Genomic DNA, 19,992 nt, shown 5'->3' on the forward strand with positions numbered 1-19,992 from the left:
TTATCTACGATTATTTAATTTCTTTAAGAAAGCTTTTGCCGAATTCAGGCATCTTTGTGTTAAAGTTTTCTGCTACAGTTGCTCCTATATCAGCAAATGTTTTACGCATCGGTAAGTTTTGACCTTGTGAAATACCTTTATGGAAAACAAGTAAAGGTACATACTCTCTTGTATGATCTGTTCCATGATGGATCGGATCATTACCGTGGTCAGCCGTTATAATGAGTAAATCGTCTTCGCCAAGTTTGTCTAATACTTCTGGTAAACGACGATCAAACTCTTCTAACGCTTCACCATAACCTTGTGGGTCGCGACGGTGTCCAAACTTCGCATCGAAATCAACTAAGTTTAAGAAGTTTAACCCGTTAAAATCTTTGTCCATTGAAGCAACTAGCTTGTCCATACCGTCATTGTTATCTTCCGTGCGAATCGCCTCAGTTACACCTTCATCATCATAAATATCTGAGATTTTACCTAACGCAACAACGTCATAACCGTCATCTTCTAAATAGTTCATCACTGTATCGCCGAATGGCTTAAGTGCATAATCGTGTCTATTCGGTGTTCTTTCAAATGAACCTGGTTCACCAACGAATGGTCTTGCAATAATACGACCAATCATATATGGTTCATCTTTTGTAATTTCTCGAGCGAATTCACAAATTCCATGTAGTTCTTCTACAGGAACAATGTCCTCATGTGCTGCAATCTGTAATACAGAATCAGCTGATGTATACACAATAAGTGCGCCTGTTTCCATATGTTCTGGACCTAATTCTTTTAAAATTTCTGTTCCTGAAGCTGGCTTATTACCAATAACTTTACGCCCTGTTTTTTCTTCTAAACGATTAATTAAATCATCAGGGAAACCATCGGGGAAAACACGAAATGGCTGATCAATGCGTAAGCCCATAATCTCCCAGTGGCCTGTCATTGTATCTTTACCCGCAGAAGCCTCTTCCATCTTTGTGAAATGTGCCTCTGGATGAGTAGATTGACCTATACCTTCTACTTCATGAATATTCCCTAATCCTAAACGTTCCATGTTCGGCATTTTTAAACCGCCCATATGTTGTGCAGTGTGACCTAACGTATCAGCACCTTCATCTCCGAACTGTTTAGCATCTGGTGCTTCTCCAACACCTACTGAATCCATTACTACTAAAAATACTCTTTTAAATGACATCTTGTTACAACCTCCATTTTACTTACATCATAAAGGAAACGCTTTACAATATAACATAAATTACTTCTATTATGCACGTGGATGGTAATCTTGATAAATATCTTTTAATCTAGATTTAGAAACATGTGTATAGATCTGTGTAGTTGAAATGTCAGCATGTCCTAACATTTCTTGTACAGCTCTTAAATCAGCACCGTTTTCTAACAAATGTGTGGCAAATGAATGCCTTAACATGTGGGGGGTAATTTCTTTAAAGATTCCTTGATTACGTGCGTGCGCTTTCAACACTTTCCAAAAACCTTGCCTAGTCATGGTATTCCCTCTATGGTTCAAAAATAAAGCATCATTTTTCTGTTTTTTTAATAATGCATCACGACCATAGTCGACATAGGCTTGGATTGCATCTTGTGCAGGTTTACCGAGAGGAACAATTCTTTCTTTTCCACCTTTACCGACTATTCTTACAAAGCCCATTAATAAGTGAAGATCATCAATTTTTAATGATAATAACTCTGAAATACGTAAACCGGTTGCATACAATGTTTCAAACATTGCTTTATTTCTGAGCTCAATTGGTTTTTCCCCACCTACTTCTAACAAATGCTCTACTTCTTCATTAGATAAAACTTTTGGTAACTGTCTTTCTTTTTTAGGTCGTTCAATATGTAAAGTGGGATCATTTGATATTTGGTGTTCTCGGACAATAAATTGATGGAACGAACGAAGTGTAGATATCATACGCGAAATACTTGCAGAAGACTTGCCTTGCTCTTTCATTTGATTGAGCAGTCCTCTAACGTGTTGACGTTCAACATCATTGATTGATTCAATTTTTTCTTCTTCTTGAAGGTATGTTATATACTGTCTTAGATCCCTTTCATATGAGCTAATCGAATTATCAGCCAAACCTTTCTCAATTCTTAAAAAGTGAAGAAAATCCTGCATTATATCTCTCATTAACAGACCCCTTTTTGTTAAAAAAATAAAAACAGCGCTTAAAGTATAAAAGACCTTTTGTCCATTTGGATAAAAGGCCTAGTTCTATTATTATTCACTTTGTTAATTTTGACAACTTTTACAAACACCGTGAAAAGTCAATCGGTGGTCTTTAACATCAAATTCAAACTGTTTCTCTACGACTTTCTCAACATCACCTAATAAATCTTCTTCGATCTCAGTGACAGAGCCACACTCTACACATACTAAATGGTGATGGAAGTGTTCTGCGCCTTCTTTTCTCAAGTCGTACCTTGATACACCATCACCAAAGTTAATTTTATCAACCACTTTGAGTTCGGTCAGTAATTCTAACGTACGATAAACAGTTGCCAGCCCTATTTCTGGAGCTTTCTCTTTTACGAGGAGATAGACATCTTCCGCACTTAAGTGATCTTGCTCATGCTCCAATAAGACTCTAACAGTAGCTTCGCGTTGTGGAGTTAGTTTATAACTTTGAGAGTGTAATTGTTTCTTAATGTTCTCAATGCGGTTTTCCAACACAATCTCTCCCCTCATTTCATACACTCATAATTATAAAAAAAGGGGGTACATGTGTCAAATTATAATAATTTTAAACAAGTCATTATAATTAATGTTATATAAAAATAATTATAAACTATTTACAATCCACTCTAACATATTAGATGATACAAAAGTTTCTAAAACTGAACCTACTCCCACTAACATTAACGCAACAATGTATGATCTAATATAAAATACACTTACATCACTGATCGTATTTGAACTTTGATGCTTAACAAACAAAATACGTAGTACATGAATCGTAAACACCATACTACTCGCTGCAATAATGAGATACGCTGGAACAATCAAAAGGTTTTGCGGGGCAATTGACATGACAGATAATAAAAACCCTTGCCATGATAACTGATTCACTAGGAATCCAACCGTAAAACCAATAACAACACCTTTTACGAACAATAAAAACCATACAACAGGTAAGCCAACAAATGATAACCCAAACAAAAACAAGAAAGTAATGTATTTTCCGTGTGTCCAAAGTGCATCCCAAAACACAGCTAAGTAACTACCTGTTGGTTGTTCAGACATAGAATGAAAATACTGTTCGACAAAGAAAAACAAATCTTGTCGTTGTAAAAAATTTAAACTACTTACCATCATTGATCCAAAAATGACGCCGATTAGAAACAAAACAAACAAAAAGACGTACAAGCTATAATAAGGTTGAATGTGAATTGTAAGTGCTCTCGGCCACTGTTTCATCTTAGTTCCTCCATTCATTTCTACTCTAGTAAAAAACTATGTTAGTAGAATTGAATATAGAACTAATTAAGAGATTAATTATTTTTCAACTTTTCCGTACTGACCAGCGCCCCCTGGGACAACTTGAAGCTCGCCTTTTCTAAGTTGAATAATTTGTCTAGCAACCTGTGTAGAAACAAGTTGGATTAAATCTTCCTCAGCCGCTTCATGAATGATATACATATCATGATGTAACTGTTTCCTTAGTTTACTTAACATCTTCGGTCCTAAACCTGGAACATACTTTAGAGGGACTTGATGGATATAAGGTGGGCGTTCAACAATTGATGGTGATTGCTCTTGGGACAACTCAATTTCCTTAATCCTTCTTGAAACACCTTTAATAACCTTATTTGACCCACACTGGTGACATTGATTAAGACTTTGATTAATCTGCCCACACTGTCGACACTTCGTCTCATAATATTTCCCTAGTTTCGGGTTCAACCCATAATTACAAACTACTTTGCCTTGTTTAGATGCTAAAGCTTGTACAACCCCTGTAAATGACCGTTCACTTAAAAGTAACTTTTGATATTCTCTACCAATATTCTCTAAAGAATGGGCATCCGAATTAGTCAAAAACGGGTAATGTTGTAGTTCACTAATGACTTGAGCCATTCCAGTATCAGAACTCAACCCTAGTTCAATTGCATCAATTAAATCTGGATCAAACACCTCTTTAAGAGAACTTTTAACACCTTTACCATACAAGCTTTTAAAAGGTGTAAAGACGTGTGCTGGTATGAACAACCCATCAAACTGCTTCACTTTGTGTTGCAAGCTAATACCGTCCATATAGATTCTTTGAGAACTAAGATGTGGATTTTTGACATGCCTTTGATACCACTGGGCAAACTGTTTCACCTTTTCAATCGTTGGAAAATAACATAGTACGTGAATTGGCCCAGAACAAAATGAATCATAAATTTCAATTTCACTACCTAAAAGAACTGTCACTTCACCATTGGAAAGTCCCCCACCATCTAGTTCGATAATCTCTTTATTTTTAACCATTTGATCGAATTCAGTTAAGACTTCTGGAGAGTGGGCATCAATGATACCAATTAAGTCGATTCCTTTTACATTTTTCGCAAAATCAAAAATGTTACGAACGGTTAGATTGTTTGAAGCTGATATTTTAACAGCATTTCCTTGCTTAGTTTGTCCGATGTGGACGTGTAAGTCAGCGTAGTATGTTTTAGTCACTTTATTCACCCTTCAATGACTGATACATTAAATAATAAATAGCATGAATAGTTTTAGCGTCATGTATACGTTCTTCTTCTATTAATCGAAGTGCTTCTTTAATAGATACCTCTTTAAGTTCGACAAATTCATCCTCATCCATTTGAAGCTGATCTTCACTCACAACTTCTAGACCCTCTGCTTTATAAATATAAATAATTTCATCAGCAAACCCAGGTGATGTGTAGTATGAGACAACATAATCTAATGACTGCGCACGATAGCCTGTTTCTTCTTCCAATTCTCTTGCGGCCGTTATTTTAGGAGATTCACCTTCTTCTAATTTACCGGCAGGAATTTCAATAATGCTTTTGCCGAGAGCTTTTCGATATTGTTCTACCATGACAATTTTATCTTCATTAGTTAGTGCAATTAAAGCGACTGCTCCAGGATGTCTAACGAGTTCCCGCTTTGATGTTTCACCGTTTGGAAGTGTAACGTTATCAACTTCTACATCAATAATTCTACCTTGATATATTTTCTCTGTATGTATAGTCTTTTCTTCAAAGTTATTCATTAATCTCACCTCTTCGTGTATTTTATCACATTACGGCTTAACGTTTGTCATTAAGCTTTAGTGTCGATAAAATAAATTCAAGGAGGTATACAATGAAAAAACGTCGTTTAGGGAATACAGATTTACATATTTCAGAAGTTGGTCTTGGTTGCATGAACTTAGGGACGAATGAACAAAACGCTAAAGATATTATTCATGAGGCCATTAACGCTGGAATCAACTATATTGATACAGCTGACCTATATGATTACGGTGAGAACGAGAAGCTGGTCGGTAAAGCGTTAAAAGGAAAAAGACAAGATACAATAGTAGCCACTAAAGGTGGCAACCACTTTGACCCGAATCAAGAAGGATGGTATTGGGATCCATCAAAAAAATATTTAAAAGAAGCAATTAAAAATAGTTTAATACGTTTAGGGTTAGATGATGTTGACCTATACCAATTACACGGAGGTACAATTGAGGACCCTATTGACGAAGTAATCGAAACATTTGAAGAGTTACAACAAGAAGGATTAATTCGTTACTTTGGCTTGTCTTCAATCCGCCCAAATGTAATCAAATCTTATGTTGATAAAACTACGATTACGAGTAATATGATGCAATATAGTTTGTTAGACCGTCGTCCTGAAGAAGAGCTTTTAGACTATTTGAACGACAATCAAGTAAGTGTTTTAGTTAGAGGCACTTTAGGTAAAGGGATGTTAACGAGTAATGGGATTGAGCAATGGGAGAAAAAGGGCTCAAATGGCTTTTTAGATTATAATGCAGAAGAACTTAAAGAAGTGATTGAGAAATTGCAAGTACTAGCAAATGAATCGAGTACAACACTTGAGTCAATTGCTATTCATTATTGTTTAAGTCATCCAGGGGTGTCGAGCTTAATTTTAGGTGCTAGCCGTCCTGAACAAGTTCAAAATAATATTGAAGCCTATTACAATGCACCAAAAGACCAATCAATTATTGAAGAAGTTACAAACATGACTAAGAAGCAAATTTACGAACAACATCGGACGTAAATAAATCCCCCAGCGACTTTTTGCTGGGGGATTATTTAATAGGATAAGGTTTTACAGGGAGAGTACTTTAGTACACCCTCTTCTGTGTAAGATTTAATTTTGCCTTCCGCTTCTAGGTAATCAAGTTGACCAATCGTTTCAGACATCGTTAATCCAAATTGTTTCTCATAATGTTTTGGGAATAAGTATTGGCAAACTTCATATGGCGTAGCGCGATGTTCCTTAATATATTCAAAAACATGTTCCGCCCGTTCTTCTTGTCGTTTTAACCGGTGGTCGATGAGCTTTTCGTTAAAATGGAACGTCTCACCATGACCTGGCAACACTTCTTGTATATTATAATCTTTCATCTTCTTCATTGCTTTCCGATAATTAATAAGCGACTTTGGTCGTTCTTCTTCACCGACAAGCGGTGCCTCTAATATAGGATTTGATGAGATATGTTTTAGTAAATGGTCACCGGCAATCAAGCTCCCACTTTCTCGATCATAAAAAGATAAATGACTTTGAGCATGACCAGGAGTTTCTATTACTGTCATAGATGGCAAGCCTGGAATGACATCACCTTCTAAAATAGTATCAGTTAAGCGGCCATTCCCTTGATACTTAAAGGCGTTCTCAACTGTCTTATCAATCTTTCTAAATTGATGAGGTACATCAAAACGATCATACAATTGATCAAAAAAGGCCAAATAATGCTGAAAGTACTCACAATCTTCTTTCAACCATAAGTCGGTAAGCGGATGGCCATATATTGCTTCTAATTGATCAAAGTGCTCGATAAGCCCAGTATGGTCTGGATGATGATGCGTTAACACAATTTGTTTTATATCAGAAGGCTCTAGACCAATAGCATTTATTTGTTGTTGAAAAGCTTCCCACGCTTCCTCGGTGTTCACACCTGCATCAAATAGCGTCACTTTCTCACCCATATATAGATAACAATGTACATCTCCAACGGCATACGGTGTCGGAACGGTAATTTGATGGATTAATTGATGTGTCATAATGTCTGTTCCACCTTTTGTGTCATTTTGGTATTATTATACTACAAAAATTAAAAATTGCATCTATTTTCAAACAATTCACTTAAATGTTTCGCGAATTGTATGGTCAATGATCGTTGGTAACTTTCCAAAGGAGTAAGTCAGCTCTAACCTTTCTGACCACTGGTGTGCATCTTTACCTAGAGGACCTACGTTTAATGTTGGAATTGCCCACTTTTGTTTTGGAATATAATTTCCCTGGAATTGTTGCATTGGTAAATTCATTGCTAGTTGATCAAAGTCCGCTTCACTACTCGTCGTTTCTCCAACAAAGCTTAAATCAGAAATACCGTTGAAATACGACAACGTAATCGGATTGGCACCTTCACCTTTCATCTTCTCTTCTATACTTTTTACAAGTCTTTTTACCGTTGTATTTTGTTCACTCGTTACAGCAGGATAAAAAGGTGGACTATAAAATAACACGATCATCGGTGCTAAATGACTACACATATAAGCTAAATCTTGTACTAGTATCGTTGAAAAGTCTCGATCGCCAGTCTGTCTTTCGTTTAATAAGTTTGCCCTTCTTCTTTCTACTTCTTCCTGACCAAATTTATTAACCGCTTCATTGTATAGCTCTTCATAACTTAAAATCGAAATATTTAAAGAAGGTCCTTGCTCGATTTGCCCTGCTTTTTCTTTAAACTTTTCATATTGACTCTTTAAATGAGTTTCCACTTCGTACTTCGTCTTTTCCATTACTTTATTTAGTTTTTTAGTTATATCAGTGACAGTTTGTTTCATAAACAATATGTTATACATCGATACTGCTGTAACAGGGGTTTGGACAGAATAATGCTCTTTTAAATCTCGGCTCATTAAACTTACAGGTGGAGGTGTTACTTCCCTACCAACCTTTTCTATTAACTCATCGTTTAACTCTAAATTTTTATTCAAATAGCTTGTCATTAAATTGGCATTCAAACCATGAAACGGTTCACCAACGTGAGTTTCTTTACCATAGCATAGGAAGCCAGGAAGTACTTTTCCTAAAGATCCGGTATATAAGTACATATTTTCATCTTCAGGGTATTGCCTGAACATTGGCTCACTATTTAAACAAAGTTTATATTGTAAATCTTCATCTTCTTGAATATCTTTTAAAACTTCTGTTGCTTTAAGCATGCCCAATGAATTCACTTCTTCATCAGGTACGACGAGTAATAAAATATTACCATCCCATTCACCATGGATCGCTTTCTCTACCATCGATAAATGTAAAGCTGTTCCTGCTTTCATATCCATCGTTCCACGACCGAATATCCAATCTCCGTTCTCAAGATCACGCTGCGCTTCTTCAGGCAATATTTGTGATTGTTCTTTAAATAAACGAGTTAAATACGTTGGATCAAATGCATAGTCTTTAAAAGCTCCATAATCTTCAACGTCTACTACATCTATATGACTTAATAGAATGATCGTATCTTGAGCGTCACCATTTTTAACTAATCCTGTTAATACACCTCGTCCATCTTCTAAATTATGAACATTCAAATGGTTAGGATTTTGACTAAAATAATCTTCTTTAGCTAGTAAACTTTGTATGTAAGTTACTATGTTTAGCTCGTCTTTTTGCCCAGTAATACTATTAAAACGAACCAACTGACACAATAGGTCTGTTAATTGTTGTTTTGATTGCCACTTCATCACAAAAACCACCCCATCTATATATTGACTTTTCAAACTACATACACCACAATCATAACAGAGAATTGAAAGAGGTGTTGGCGATTAATACAAGAATTTTTGCTCATCGAGGTGCAAGTCATTATGCACCTGAAAATACATTACCTGCATTTCAATTAGCAAATGAAATGGGTGCATCTGGAGTAGAATTAGACGTCCAATTAACGAAAGACAACATCCCTGTCATTATTCACGATGAGAACGTTAGAAGAACAACTAATGGTGTAGGTTTTGTTCAAGATTATACTTATAAAGACATTAAACAACTCGATGCTGGCAGTTGGTACAATGAACGATTTGCGAACACTACAATACCAAGTTTAGAAGAGTTCTTGAAATGGGTACAGACTACTAATATGACCATCAACCTTGAATTAAAGACGAATGTCATTAATTATGTCCATATAGAAGCAATCGTCAACGAAATGATTGAACACTTTAAATTAGAAGATCGAACCATTCTATCTAGCTTTAATCCAGAAACTATTAGAAATTTAAGTGACATGAATTCACAAATCGAACGAGCATGGTTAACGCAAATGCGAATTAGAAAAGTCCATTTACTCTTAAACGATATTGGCGCACAAAGTATACATATCAAAACAAGACTATTATCATCAAACATGTTAAAAAGAATTTTACAAGAAGAGATTCCGTACCGCGTCTATACCGTTAACCGTGTTAAAACACTAAAAAGATGTGAACAATTACAGGCAGATGCCATTTTCACAGACCTACCAGATTTACTCACTAAACCTTAAATGAGGAGGCTACTACTTATGGAACCAAAACTATTCTCCCCTATCACTTTTAATCAAGTAACATTAAAAAATAGAATTGTTATGTCACCAATGTGTATGTACTCTTGTTATGAACAAGATGGCATTGTCACACCTTTTCATATAACACACTATGAAAGTCGTGCAGTAGGCCAAGTCGGCTTAGTTATGCTTGAAGCAACAGCCGTTCAACCGAATGGTAGAATTTCTTATGAAGATCTAGGCATTTGGTCAGATGGTCATATTGCAGGATTGAAAAGCGTGACAGAGCGAATTCATGCTCACGGTGCTAAAAGCGCTATACAATTAGCTCACGCTGGACGAAAAGCCGAACTAGATGATCCAATCGTTGCACCGTCCGCCCTACAATTAAATGAACGTTTTCAAACTCCACATGCTATGACGAAAGATCACATTGCTGAAACGATTCGATCTTTTCAATTAGCTGCAGAGAGAGCTCAAAAAGCTAACTTTGATATAATAGAAATACATGGTGCTCACGGCTATTTAATTAACCAGTTCCTCTCACCACTGACAAACAAACGTGATGATGAGTATGGGGGTAGCCGTGACAACCGTTATCGCTTTCTTAAAGAAATTGTTGATGCGATTCAAGAAGTGTGGGACGGTCCGATTTTCGTCCGACTATCTACTTCTGAATACCATGAAGAAGGTAATCAACTTGAAGACATCATATATTTTGCAAATCAATTGCACGACCAAGGGATCGATTTAATCGATTGTAGCTCAGGCGGTGTCGTACGAGTGAAGATTAATCCTTACCCTGGGTATCAAGTTACTTTTGCCGAAGCGATTAAACAACAAGCCGGAACTAAAACAGGTGCTGTTGGTCTGATCACTAATGGCATGCAAGCTGAAGAGATCATTCAAAACAACCGTGCAGACTTAGTCTTTATAGGTAGAGAATTGCTTAAAAATCCTTATTGGCCAAAACAAGCTGCAGATGAGCTACAAACTAATATAACGAGTCCGAAGCAATATCAGGCTGGTTGGCGTTAGATTAAGATTTAGGAGGAAAGGCCGTGGACATTACATTTTTAGGAACGGGATCTGGTGTCCCTTCGAAACTAAGAAATGTTTCATCTTTAGTACTAGAAATGCACCAAGAACGAGATGAGGTTTGGTTATTCGACTGTGGTGAAGCAACACAACACCAAATTTTAAACACTCCGATTAAACCTCGTAAAATTAATAAAATATTTATAACACACATTCATGGCGACCATATTTTTGGTTTACCTGGATTGCTAAGCAGTCGTTCATTCCAAGAAGGAACATCAACATTAGAGATTTACGGACCAAAAGGCGTTAAAGAATTCATCGAAACGGCCTTATCTGTTAGCCAGACTCATTTAAGGTATACGATTAAATACTTCGAAGTTACAGATGGTGTTTTGTTTGAGGATGAACAAATAAAAGTAACTGCCATGTCTCTCGTTCACGGAGTTCCTTCATACGGGTTTTTAATTGAAGAATCTGATCAAATCGGGCCTTTACTTCCAACTAAGTTAAAGGAAAAAGGTGTACAACCAGGGCCGATCTTTCAAGAGATTAAAAATAATGAAGTAATGACATTAGATGATGGCACTGAAATTGTTAGAGAAGAAGTAACAGGACCTGACATACTAGGAAGAAAGATTGCAATCTTAGGTGACACACTTCCATTTGATGACGTCATTGAGTTTGTACGTGATGCCGATCTGTTAGTCCATGAAGCAACGTTTACTCATGAAGATACGAAATTAGCACAACAATATAACCATTCAACGAGTGTACAAGCGGCTAAAATCGCTAAAGAAGCAAATGTTAAACAATTGCTTTTAAACCATGTATCATCACGCTATCAACAAGATCATCTCCAACAAGAATTAGAACACTTAAAAGAAATTATTAAACATGTCACATATGTTAAAGACTTTGATTCATATGAAGTATTAAAGGAGGGACGTTAATTGACGGAAATTCAAGAGCTTGTAAGTAAACAGAAAACATTATTTAAAGCTGGCAAAACGATGACGCATACGTTTAGAAACCACCAGTTACAAAAATTAAAAGACATGTTAAAACGAAATGAGTCTAACATCTATGACGCTTTAAAAAAAGATTTAAACAAATCCTCCTATGAAGTGCTCATGACTGAACTTGGCTTTTTATACAATGAGATCGATGAAACGATGAAGCATTTACGTGGTTGGATGACACCAGAAAAAGTTAAGTCACCAACAACTCACAAAGGTGCTAAAAGCTATATTTATAAGCAGCCCTACGGCGTAACTTTAATTATCAGCCCTTGGAATTACCCATTACACTTAGCATTTGCTCCCTTAATTGGCGCAATCGCTGGCGGTAATACGGCTGTTATTAAACCTTCTGAGTTCACTTCTCATACTAGCCAATTAATTGAGAAAATGGTTAAAGAAACATTCGAAGCTAAATATATATCCGTTGTACAAGGTGAAAAAGAAGTGAGTGAAGCATTACTTGACGAACCATTTGACTACATTTTCTTCACCGGTAGTACACAAGTCGGTAAAAAAGTCATGGAGAAAGCAAGTAAACAATTAATCCCTGTCACACTTGAACTAGGCGGCAAAAGTCCGTGTATTGTTGATTCTGATGCTAAAATTCAACTTGCAGCAAGAAGGACGGCTTGGGGTAAGTTAATTAATGCTGGACAAACATGTGTAGCACCAGACTATTTATTAGTTCATGAAAGCATTAAAGGTCAATTTATCGAAGCGTTCAAAAAAGAAGTTAAGCTAATGTACACGAAAAACCCAATCGAGAATGACGATTATACGAAAATCGTTAACGATCAGCATTTTAACCGGTTATTGGCTTATTTAGATGGAGAAAATGTCATTTATGGCGGACAATCTGACTCTAGTAAAGAGAAAATCAACCCTACATTAATCGCCAATGTTGACTGGGATTCCGCTATTATGCAAGAAGAGATTTTCGGTCCATTATTACCTATTATGACCTTTAATAAATTAGATGAAGTAGTCGACCATGTTGAACATGCTCGCAATCCATTAGCTCTTTACTATTTCTCTGAAAATATTCAAAAACAAGAATGGGTTATTAAAAACTTATCCTTCGGTGGAGCTTGTATTAATGATACGATTATGCACTTAGGTAACAATAATTTACCTTTTGGAGGAATTGGTACAAGTGGCATTGGAAACTATCACGGGATTCACAGTTTCGAAGCTTTTACTCATCGTAAAAGTGTTGTTAAACAAACAACATCTTTCGACTTATCTTTCCGCTATCCGCATTCAAAAATAGCTGAGAAAGTATTAACGAAAGTATTTAAAAAGTAATATAGAAATAGCCTTACGTCTGCGATCGTTTCTAACAGACATAAGGCTATTTTTTACGTTGATTGTTGCTCAAAAAGTCTTTTTGAAAGCTCGTCTTTACTTTCGGTTGTTCATATCCGCTTAAATTGACAAAAACTTCTTTACCATATTTACCTTCAATTTGTTCTATTGCGTTATATAATGGTTCTTTTTCAGCTTCTTGTTCGTAATTAAAAAGGTCCAATTGCTTAGATACTTCTTCCTTGTGCGAAAGGTGTTGTGCTGTCACGCCGAGCAGTCGTATCGGTTCTTCATTCCAATGCGAATAAAACAAATCAAGTACAATTTGGTTAATCTGATCTTTATGTTCTACAAAGTCCCTTAACTGACGACTTCTCGTAATCGTTTTCCGATCATGGTAACGAATCATAATTTGGATGTTTTCCGAAACAACTTGTTTAGCCTTCATACGGTCAGCTACACTTTGACATAATTGACTTAACATTTGTTGAATTTCATTTGAATCGGTTGTGTCAAAAGGAAACGTTTGAGAATTGCCAATACTTTTAAATTCATTAATAGCTTCAGGGTCTACCTCACTATTATCTATACCATTTGCTCTTAAATGAAGCCGTTCACCGTTAACACCAAGTAAGTTTTTTAGGGTTAATACGTTGAGTTTCGCTAAATCACCGATTGTTTCTATATTGATTTGTGTTAACTTCTCTTCTGTCTTCTTTCCTACTCCATACATTTCCCCTATGGGTAATGGCCACAGTTTTTCTTGGATTTCGCGTTTACGTAATACCGTAATTCCTAACGGCTTTTTCATATCGGAAGCCATTTTAGCTAGAAATTTGTTCGGTGCAATTCCAATGCTACTAGGTAAATCAAGCTCATCTACTAGCCTTTGTTGAATCCATTCAGCTAATTGAAGTGGGCTATACTCACCACTATAGTCAGTTAAATCCATATATCCTTCATCGATTGAGATCGGTTGGACAAAAGGCGTAACTTCAGACAAGATAGCAAACATATGTTGCGAAGCTTCTCGATAACGATTAAAATTCGGCTTTAAGGCGATTAAATTAGGGCAAATATCATAAGCTTGCCATAAAGGCATTGTTGTTTTAACACCTTTAGCCCTTGCCTCATAATTACACGTCACAATGATTCCTTTTCTCTTCTCTGGATCACCTGCAATAGCAACAGGTTTACCTTTTAATTCAGGACGATATGCCGTTTCAACTGATGCATAAAAGCTATTCATATCTACATGAAAGATAATTCGGCCTTTTCCCACTTCATCACCTACTTACTAAAAAGAAAAAGTATGGACAACGTAGCCCATACTTTATTATAACACGAGCTTATTTAGCCGCTTCAATTGAAATGGCTGTTAATAATTCAGCAATTTTAACTAATTCACCAACAGGCATCCGCTCATCTGTCGTATGAATATTCTCGTATCCAACACATAAGTTAACAGTCGGAATCCCTAAGCCTGCAATGATGTTAGCATCACTTCCACCACCACTAGCTTCTAGTTCACTAGTACGTCCAATTGACTTCGCCGCTTCTCTTGCAACTTCAACCACTTGATCGCCTTCTTGATGTTTATAACCAGGATACATATAGTTAACTTTCACTTCTACTTCGCCACCAACTTCTTCTTCTGCTTGGCGGCAAGCTTTCTGCATTTTTTCAATTTGCTTTTCTAATTTTTCAGGCTCTAATGAACGTGCCTCAGCCAAAATATACGCCTCATCACAGACGATGTTCGTTGCTTGTCCACCTTCAAAACGACCAATATTCGCTGTCGTTTCATCATCAATTCGACCTAAAGGCATTTTAGATACTGCTTTTGCAGCTAAAGTAATAGCTGACACGCCTTCTTCAGGTGCTACACCAGCATGTGCTTTCTTTCCTCTTGACGTAATTTCTAACTTCGCTTGAGATGGTGCTGCAACAATAATATTACCTACATCCCCATTACTATCTACTGCATAGCCGTATTTCGCCTTCACTAATGTAGCGTCTAACGCTTTAGCACCAACTAGACCAGATTCTTCACCGACTGTAATAATAAGTTGAATATCACCGTGCTCAATTTCTTCTTCTTTCAGTCGTTTAATCATTTCAATCATAGCAGCTATTCCCGCTTTATCATCGGCACCTAAAATAGTAGTACCGTCAGACACAATGTAGTCCCCTTCAATTGAAGGTTTAATGCCTTTACCTGGAACAACTGTATCCATATGAGATGTGAAATAGATTGGATCAGCACTGTTTTTAGTACCTTTTAAAGTACAAATTAAATTGTTCGCACCATGGCCTGTTTTTTCTTTAGCATCATCTTCTTGAATGTCCAACCCTAAGTCTGTTAATTTTTGTTTCAACACTTCAGCGATCTTTTCTTCGTGTTTCGTTTCTGAGTCTATTTGAACAAGTTCGATAAATTCATCGATTAGTCGTTGTTCGTTTACTTTCATGTTGTCTTACCTCCGTCTTTATAATGGAATGTTTCCATGTTTTTTAGTCGGTCGCTCTTCTTTCTTATTACGCAGCATATTTAAACCTTGTTTCAACTTCAGACGCGTTTCCCTTGGATCAATCACATCATCGACCATACCTAACCCTGCTGCTACATATGGATTCGCGAATTTCTCACGGTAATCATTAATCTTCTCTTGGCGCATCACTTCTGGCTCATCAGATTCTTGAATCTCTTTAGCAGAAATAATGTTGGCTGCACCTTCAGGACCCATAACGGCAATCTCAGCATTTGGCCACGCAAACACTAAGTCAGCCCCGATTGATTTACTATTTAATGCAACATATGCTCCACCGTATGCTTTTCGAGTAATGACCGTCATTTTCGGTACTGTTGCTTCTGAATAGGCATATAAAATTTTAGCACCGTGGCGAATAATTCCACCATGCTCTTGTTTAACACCAGGGAAAAAGCCAGTAACATCTTCAAAAGTAATAATTGGTATATTAAATGAATCACACGTACGAATGAATCGAGATGCTTTATCACTTGAATCGATATCAAGACCACCTGCTAAATGTTTCGGCTGATTACACACTAACCCAATCGTCTCACCGTCAATTGTTGCAAAACCAACAACAATATTTTTAGCAAATTCAGGCTGGATTTCAAAGAATGATTCATGATCCACGACTTCATTAATAACTGTGCGAACATCATACGGTCGAATCGCATCAAATGGTATTATATCAGCTAAGTCAGGACGAAAATCTTCTTCTTTCTCGAGTTCTTGTACAGGCGTCTTCTCTTGACTATTTTGTGGCAAGTAGCTAATTAATTGCTTAACTTGATCTAATGCTTGTTCTTCATTTTTAGCTTTTAAGTGGGCATTACCGCTTTTCGAGTTATGTACGTCTGCTCCACCTAAATCTTCAGAAGAGATCTTTTCACCCGTAACCGTTTCGATTACTTTTGGTCCAGTAATAAACATTTGTGAAGTTTCTTCTACCATAATGACAAAGTCTGTAATAGCTGGTGAATAAACAGCACCACCTGCACAAGGGCCCATTATAACAGAGATTTGTGGAATCACACCAGAATAGACTGAGTTACGATAAAAAACGTGACCATAACCATCTAAAGAAGCAACACCCTCTTGGATACGTGCACCACCTGAATCGTTTAAGCCGATAAAAGGTGTACCGTTTTTCGCAGCTAAGTCCATAACAGCTGCGATCTTCTTACCGTGCATTTCTCCTAGAGCTCCACCATAAACGGTGAAATCTTGAGCAAATAAGTAAATTGGTCGGCCATTTACTGTACCATACCCTGTTACGACACCTTCACCTGGCACTTCTTTTCCATCCATACCGAAATCAGTTACACGGTGTTCAATAAACGGATTTAACTCAACAAATGATCCTTCATCTAATAAGTAGTCAATTCGTTCACGAGCTGTCATCTTTCCTTTATCTCGTTGCTTTTGAATTTTCTCATCGCCGCCGCCTAATTCAACTTTTCGACGCTTATCATATAATTCATTAATTTTATCGAAAATATCCATAGTTAAGCCTCCTACTTTTGTTGACATAGTTCAAATAATACACCGTTTGCTGCCTTTGGATGTAAAAATGCGATTTGACTGTCATGTGCTCCAACTTTCGGTTGTTCGTGAATTAACGGTACGCCTTGTTCTTTTAAAGTATTTAATCGTTCATCAATATCATTTACATCTAAAGCTATATGATGAATGCCTTCACCTTTCTTCTCGATATATTTAGCGATCGGTGATTTAGCGTTAAGTGGTTCTAATAGTTCGATAGCACTTTCGCCAATTTTTAGAAAGGCAACTTTAACATGTTCTGACTCAACTTCTTCGACTCCTTTAAACTCAAGCCCTAGTTGGTCTCGGTAAAAAGGTAAAGTCTCATCAATACTTGATACCGCAATTCCGATATGCGCGATCTTATTCATGTGAATCACCACTCACACAAGATTTAATAAAATCAACAGTCTCAGTTGTTGGTGTACCTGGTGTGAAGATTTTCTGCAAGCCTTGCTCTAGTAAATAATCAATGTCTTCATCTGGAATAACCCCACCACCAATTACCGGGATATCCTCTGCACCTTTTTCTTTTAACGCTTCTACGACTTTTGGAAACAAAGTTTTATGGCCACCTGAAAGTGATGATAACCCAACGACATCAACATCTTCTTGAATCGCAGCTTGCGCAATTTGTGCTGGTGATTGTCTTAGTCCAGTATAAATAACTTCCATTCCATGATCACGTAAAGCTTGAGCGATGACTAACGCACCACGATCATGACCATCTAAGCCTGGTTTGGCAATTAGTACTCTTATTTTCCGTTCCATACTAATATTCTCCCTTCCTTTTACATTCCTGTATACTCACCGAATTCATCGCGTAGTACGTGACAAATTTCTCCGACTGTAGCGTACGATTTTACACAGTCTAAAATATAAGGCATTAAGTTTTCATCTGTTTGTGCTGCTTGTTTCAATTTATTTAATTGCTCATCCACTTGAGATTGGTCACGTTGACCTCTTATATTCTGTACTTGATTGACTTGTCTTTGTTCTAATTGTTCATCCACTCTTAATAAATCTTCATGGACTTCTTCTTCAATTTTAAATTCATTCATACCGACGATAATTTCTTCTTGTGACTCGATCTTTTTCTGCGTCTCGTAAGCAGTTTGATGGATTTCACGTTGCATATACCCTTCTTCAACGGCTTGAACGGCACCACCCATCTCTTCTATCCGATCTAAATACTCCATAACTTCCTTTTCGATCTCATCAGTCATCTGTTCAACGTAATAAGAGCCTGCAAGTGGGTCTACAGTATCAGCAACGCCGCTTTCATGAGCAATAATTTGTTGTGTACGTAATGCAATACGAGCTGACTCTTCTGTTGGTAAAGCTAACGCTTCATCTCTTGAGTTCGTATGCAAGCTTTGAGTACCACCTAGTACAGCTGATAATGCTTGGAGTGCCACACGAACAATATTGTTATCTGGCTGTTGCGCTGTCAGTGTTGAACCACCTGTTTGTGTATGGAAACGTAAACGCCAGCTTTTCTCATTTTGCGCTTGATACTTTTCTTTCATCATTTTTGCCCAAATACGTCTAGCTGCTCTAAATTTAGCCGCTTCTTCAAAGAAATTGTTATGTGCATTAAAGAAAAAGGCTAATCTAGGTGCAAATTGATCGACTGCTAAACCGCTTTCAATTGCAGCGTCAACATAAGCCATGCCATTTGCAAGTGTGAAAGCGACTTCTTGTACGGCAGTAGATCCTGCTTCTCTAATGTGATAGCCAGAAATACTAATCGTATTAAACTTCGGCACTTCATTTGCACAATACTCAAATATATTCGTAATTAACCGCATTGACGGCTTAGGTGGATAAATATATGTTCCTCTTGCAATATACTCTTTTAAAATATCATTTTGAATCGTACCGGTCACTTTCTCTTTCGGCACACCTTGTTTTTCTGCTACAGCTATGTACATACATAATAATACAGAAGCAGGTGCATTAATCGTCATTGATGTACTAACTTGATCAAGAGGAATCCCTTCTAAAAGCGTTTCCATATCTTCTAATGAATCAATCGCAACACCAACTTTACCAACTTCACCTTCAGACATCGGGTCATCGGAATCATAGCCAATTTGTGTCGGCAAATCAAAAGCAACTGATAAACCAGTTTGACCTTGTTCTAGCAAATAACGAAAACGTTTGTTCGTCTCTTCAGCTGAACCGAACCCAGCATATTGTCTCATCGTCCAAAAACGGTTGCGGTACATCGAAGGCTGAATACCTCGAGTGTATGGATATTGGCCTGGAAAACCAACTTTTTCACTATACTCTCCATCGACTTGATCTTCTTTTGGATAATATAGTGGATCAATTTCTATATCGGATTTGTTTACAAATTGTTCTTTTCGCTCTGGAAAGCGTTCATTCGTTTTTTCTACTTGTTTCTTCCACTCGTTTAATTGTTCATTAAAGTGTTCTGTCATTATGTAACCTCTCCCTTCTAACTCCATTTTACAGTTGTAAGAAAAATTCGTCATCTACTTTTATTGTAAAGCAAAGTTTAGTCTTGTCCAATGCTTGTTTTTCTTTTACAATGAGATTAGCGGATTAATTTAAGGGAGGAATCATTGTGTCTAACAACAAAAAGCCTCGTGCTCCTTATGCTTCATCTCGTAGAAAGAAAAAGACATGGACGACGATCGTAATCTATTTAATGATTATTGCCATGCTGTTAAGCTCTCTAATGATGGGTCTTAGCATGTTTGTATAAACGGAGTTATAAAGCATAGCCTTATTCAAGGCTATGCTTTTTATTTTAACTTATAGTTTTATAACGCT

The 19,992-nt window shown here is 36.9% G+C and carries 18 protein-coding genes and 1 pseudogene; 6 read left to right on the plus strand and 13 right to left on the minus strand.

All coding sequences use genetic code 11. The features are described from left to right. Window positions 1-10: 10 nt before the first annotated feature. The 6 genes from deoB to AHA02nite_RS04935 all read right to left on the minus strand — a co-directional run bounded on the left by deoB (window position 11) and on the right by AHA02nite_RS04935 (window position 5,234). A complete protein-coding gene (gene deoB, locus AHA02nite_RS04910) occupies window positions 11-1,186 on the minus strand; it encodes a phosphopentomutase (RefSeq protein WP_146814955.1) in 1,176 nt (391 codons plus the stop codon). Window positions 1,187-1,255: 69 nt separating this feature from the next. Continuing rightward, window positions 1,256-2,143, minus strand: coding sequence for a site-specific tyrosine recombinase XerD (xerD, locus tag AHA02nite_RS04915; RefSeq protein ID WP_146814957.1), 888 nt, complete (start codon window positions 2,141-2,143; stop codon window positions 1,256-1,258). A 102-nt stretch (window positions 2,144-2,245) separates the two neighbouring features. Continuing rightward, the gene (gene fur, locus AHA02nite_RS04920) at window positions 2,246-2,683 is read right to left on the minus strand and encodes a ferric iron uptake transcriptional regulator (protein ID WP_146814959.1); all 438 of its coding nucleotides are present in this window, start codon (window positions 2,681-2,683) and stop codon (window positions 2,246-2,248) included. 111 nt (window positions 2,684-2,794) lie between these two features. Further along, window positions 2,795-3,430 (minus strand): stage II sporulation protein M, encoded by a 636-nt coding sequence (spoIIM, locus tag AHA02nite_RS04925; protein WP_170235970.1) that lies wholly within the window; start codon window positions 3,428-3,430, stop codon window positions 2,795-2,797. Between the two features lie 78 nt (window positions 3,431-3,508). Beyond that, entirely contained in the window at window positions 3,509-4,678 is a 1,170-nt protein-coding gene (locus AHA02nite_RS04930; RefSeq protein ID WP_146814963.1) for an endonuclease Q family protein, read from the minus strand. Window position 4,679: 1 nt separating this feature from the next. Then, window positions 4,680-5,234 (minus strand): NUDIX hydrolase, encoded by a 555-nt coding sequence (locus tag AHA02nite_RS04935; protein ID WP_146814964.1) that lies wholly within the window; start codon window positions 5,232-5,234, stop codon window positions 4,680-4,682. A gap of 92 nt (window positions 5,235-5,326) precedes the next feature. Here AHA02nite_RS04935 and AHA02nite_RS04940 point away from each other — a divergent pair, with 92 nt between their 5' ends. Then, the gene (locus AHA02nite_RS04940) at window positions 5,327-6,253 is read left to right on the plus strand and encodes an aldo/keto reductase (protein WP_146814966.1); all 927 of its coding nucleotides are present in this window, start codon (window positions 5,327-5,329) and stop codon (window positions 6,251-6,253) included. A 35-nt stretch (window positions 6,254-6,288) separates the two neighbouring features. On the opposite strand, the gene AHA02nite_RS04945 is transcribed toward AHA02nite_RS04940, so the two are convergent. Both AHA02nite_RS04945 and AHA02nite_RS04950 read right to left on the minus strand, forming a co-directional pair. Continuing rightward, entirely contained in the window at window positions 6,289-7,260 is a 972-nt protein-coding gene (locus AHA02nite_RS04945; protein WP_146814968.1) for an MBL fold metallo-hydrolase, read from the minus strand. Between the two features lie 78 nt (window positions 7,261-7,338). Next, a complete protein-coding gene (locus AHA02nite_RS04950) occupies window positions 7,339-8,949 on the minus strand; it encodes a M20/M25/M40 family metallo-hydrolase (RefSeq protein WP_246118813.1) in 1,611 nt (536 codons plus the stop codon). Window positions 8,950-9,026: 77 nt separating this feature from the next. Here AHA02nite_RS04950 and AHA02nite_RS04955 point away from each other — a divergent pair, with 77 nt between their 5' ends. From AHA02nite_RS04955 to AHA02nite_RS04970, 4 genes are read left to right on the plus strand one after another with little or no spacing between them, the layout of a single operon-like run. Next, window positions 9,027-9,749, plus strand: coding sequence for a glycerophosphodiester phosphodiesterase (locus AHA02nite_RS04955; protein WP_146815118.1), 723 nt, complete (start codon window positions 9,027-9,029; stop codon window positions 9,747-9,749). Window positions 9,750-9,767: 18 nt separating this feature from the next. Continuing rightward, window positions 9,768-10,787 (plus strand): NADPH dehydrogenase NamA, encoded by a 1,020-nt coding sequence (namA, locus tag AHA02nite_RS04960; RefSeq protein WP_146814971.1) that lies wholly within the window; start codon window positions 9,768-9,770, stop codon window positions 10,785-10,787. Window positions 10,788-10,810: 23 nt separating this feature from the next. Beyond that, window positions 10,811-11,740: a ribonuclease Z gene (rnz, locus tag AHA02nite_RS04965; RefSeq protein WP_146814973.1), complete on the plus strand. Its 930-nt coding sequence runs from the start codon at window positions 10,811-10,813 to the stop codon at window positions 11,738-11,740. Then, entirely contained in the window at window positions 11,741-13,114 is a 1,374-nt protein-coding gene (locus tag AHA02nite_RS04970; RefSeq protein ID WP_146814975.1) for an aldehyde dehydrogenase, read from the plus strand. A 46-nt stretch (window positions 13,115-13,160) separates the two neighbouring features. Here the strand turns inward: AHA02nite_RS04970 and AHA02nite_RS04975 are convergent, their stop codons facing one another. The 5 genes and pseudogenes from AHA02nite_RS04975 to AHA02nite_RS05000 all read right to left on the minus strand — a co-directional run bounded on the left by AHA02nite_RS04975 (window position 13,161) and on the right by AHA02nite_RS05000 (window position 19,637). Beyond that, on the minus strand, window positions 13,161-14,396 hold the full coding sequence (locus AHA02nite_RS04975) for a DNA polymerase IV (RefSeq protein WP_281284091.1): 1,236 nt from the start codon (window positions 14,394-14,396) through the stop codon (window positions 13,161-13,163). Window positions 14,397-14,463: 67 nt separating this feature from the next. Further along, window positions 14,464-15,585, minus strand: a complete 1,122-nt coding sequence (locus AHA02nite_RS04980; RefSeq protein WP_146814977.1) for a M20/M25/M40 family metallo-hydrolase — start codon at window positions 15,583-15,585, stop codon at window positions 14,464-14,466. A gap of 18 nt (window positions 15,586-15,603) precedes the next feature. Further along, a complete protein-coding gene (locus AHA02nite_RS04985) occupies window positions 15,604-17,151 on the minus strand; it encodes an acyl-CoA carboxylase subunit beta (protein ID WP_146814979.1) in 1,548 nt (515 codons plus the stop codon). A gap of 11 nt (window positions 17,152-17,162) precedes the next feature. Then, window positions 17,163-17,961 (minus strand): annotated as a pseudogene (gene mce / locus AHA02nite_RS15250) (methylmalonyl-CoA epimerase). A 20-nt stretch (window positions 17,962-17,981) separates the two neighbouring features. Further along, window positions 17,982-19,637, minus strand: a complete 1,656-nt coding sequence (locus tag AHA02nite_RS05000) for an acyl-CoA mutase large subunit family protein (protein ID WP_146814985.1) — start codon at window positions 19,635-19,637, stop codon at window positions 17,982-17,984. A 146-nt stretch (window positions 19,638-19,783) separates the two neighbouring features. Between AHA02nite_RS05000 and prli42 the strand changes: the two genes are divergently transcribed. Further along, window positions 19,784-19,924: a stressosome-associated protein Prli42 gene (gene prli42, locus AHA02nite_RS15060; protein WP_017186796.1), complete on the plus strand. Its 141-nt coding sequence runs from the start codon at window positions 19,784-19,786 to the stop codon at window positions 19,922-19,924. The last annotated feature ends 68 nt before the right edge of the window (window positions 19,925-19,992 follow it).

Source organism: Alkalibacillus haloalkaliphilus (genome assembly GCF_007991275.1).
Lineage (GTDB): Bacteria > Bacillota > Bacilli > Bacillales > Alkalibacillaceae > Alkalibacillus > Alkalibacillus haloalkaliphilus.

Bases quoted from the DNA above. Each gene is read 5' to 3' on its own strand.
- deoB (WP_146814955.1), bottom strand. From the start codon at position 1,186: ATGTCATTTAAAAGAGTATTTTTAGTAGTAATGGATTCAGTAGGTGTT.
- xerD (WP_146814957.1), bottom strand. From the start codon at position 2,143: ATGAGAGATATAATGCAGGATTTTCTTCACTTTTTAAGAATTGAGAAA.
- spoIIM (WP_170235970.1), bottom strand. From the start codon at position 3,430: ATGAAACAGTGGCCGAGAGCACTTACAATTCACATTCAACCTTATTAT.
- AHA02nite_RS04935 (WP_146814964.1), bottom strand. From the start codon at position 5,234: ATGAATAACTTTGAAGAAAAGACTATACATACAGAGAAAATATATCAA.
- AHA02nite_RS04940 (WP_146814966.1), top strand. From the start codon at position 5,327: ATGAAAAAACGTCGTTTAGGGAATACAGATTTACATATTTCAGAAGTT.
- AHA02nite_RS04945 (WP_146814968.1), bottom strand. From the start codon at position 7,260: ATGACACATCAATTAATCCATCAAATTACCGTTCCGACACCGTATGCC.
- AHA02nite_RS04950 (WP_246118813.1), bottom strand. From the start codon at position 8,949: ATGAAGTGGCAATCAAAACAACAATTAACAGACCTATTGTGTCAGTTG.
- namA (WP_146814971.1), top strand. From the start codon at position 9,768: ATGGAACCAAAACTATTCTCCCCTATCACTTTTAATCAAGTAACATTA.
- AHA02nite_RS04980 (WP_146814977.1), bottom strand. From the start codon at position 15,585: ATGAAAGTAAACGAACAACGACTAATCGATGAATTTATCGAACTTGTT.
- AHA02nite_RS04985 (WP_146814979.1), bottom strand. From the start codon at position 17,151: ATGGATATTTTCGATAAAATTAATGAATTATATGATAAGCGTCGAAAA.
- AHA02nite_RS05000 (WP_146814985.1), bottom strand. From the start codon at position 19,637: ATGACAGAACACTTTAATGAACAATTAAACGAGTGGAAGAAACAAGTA.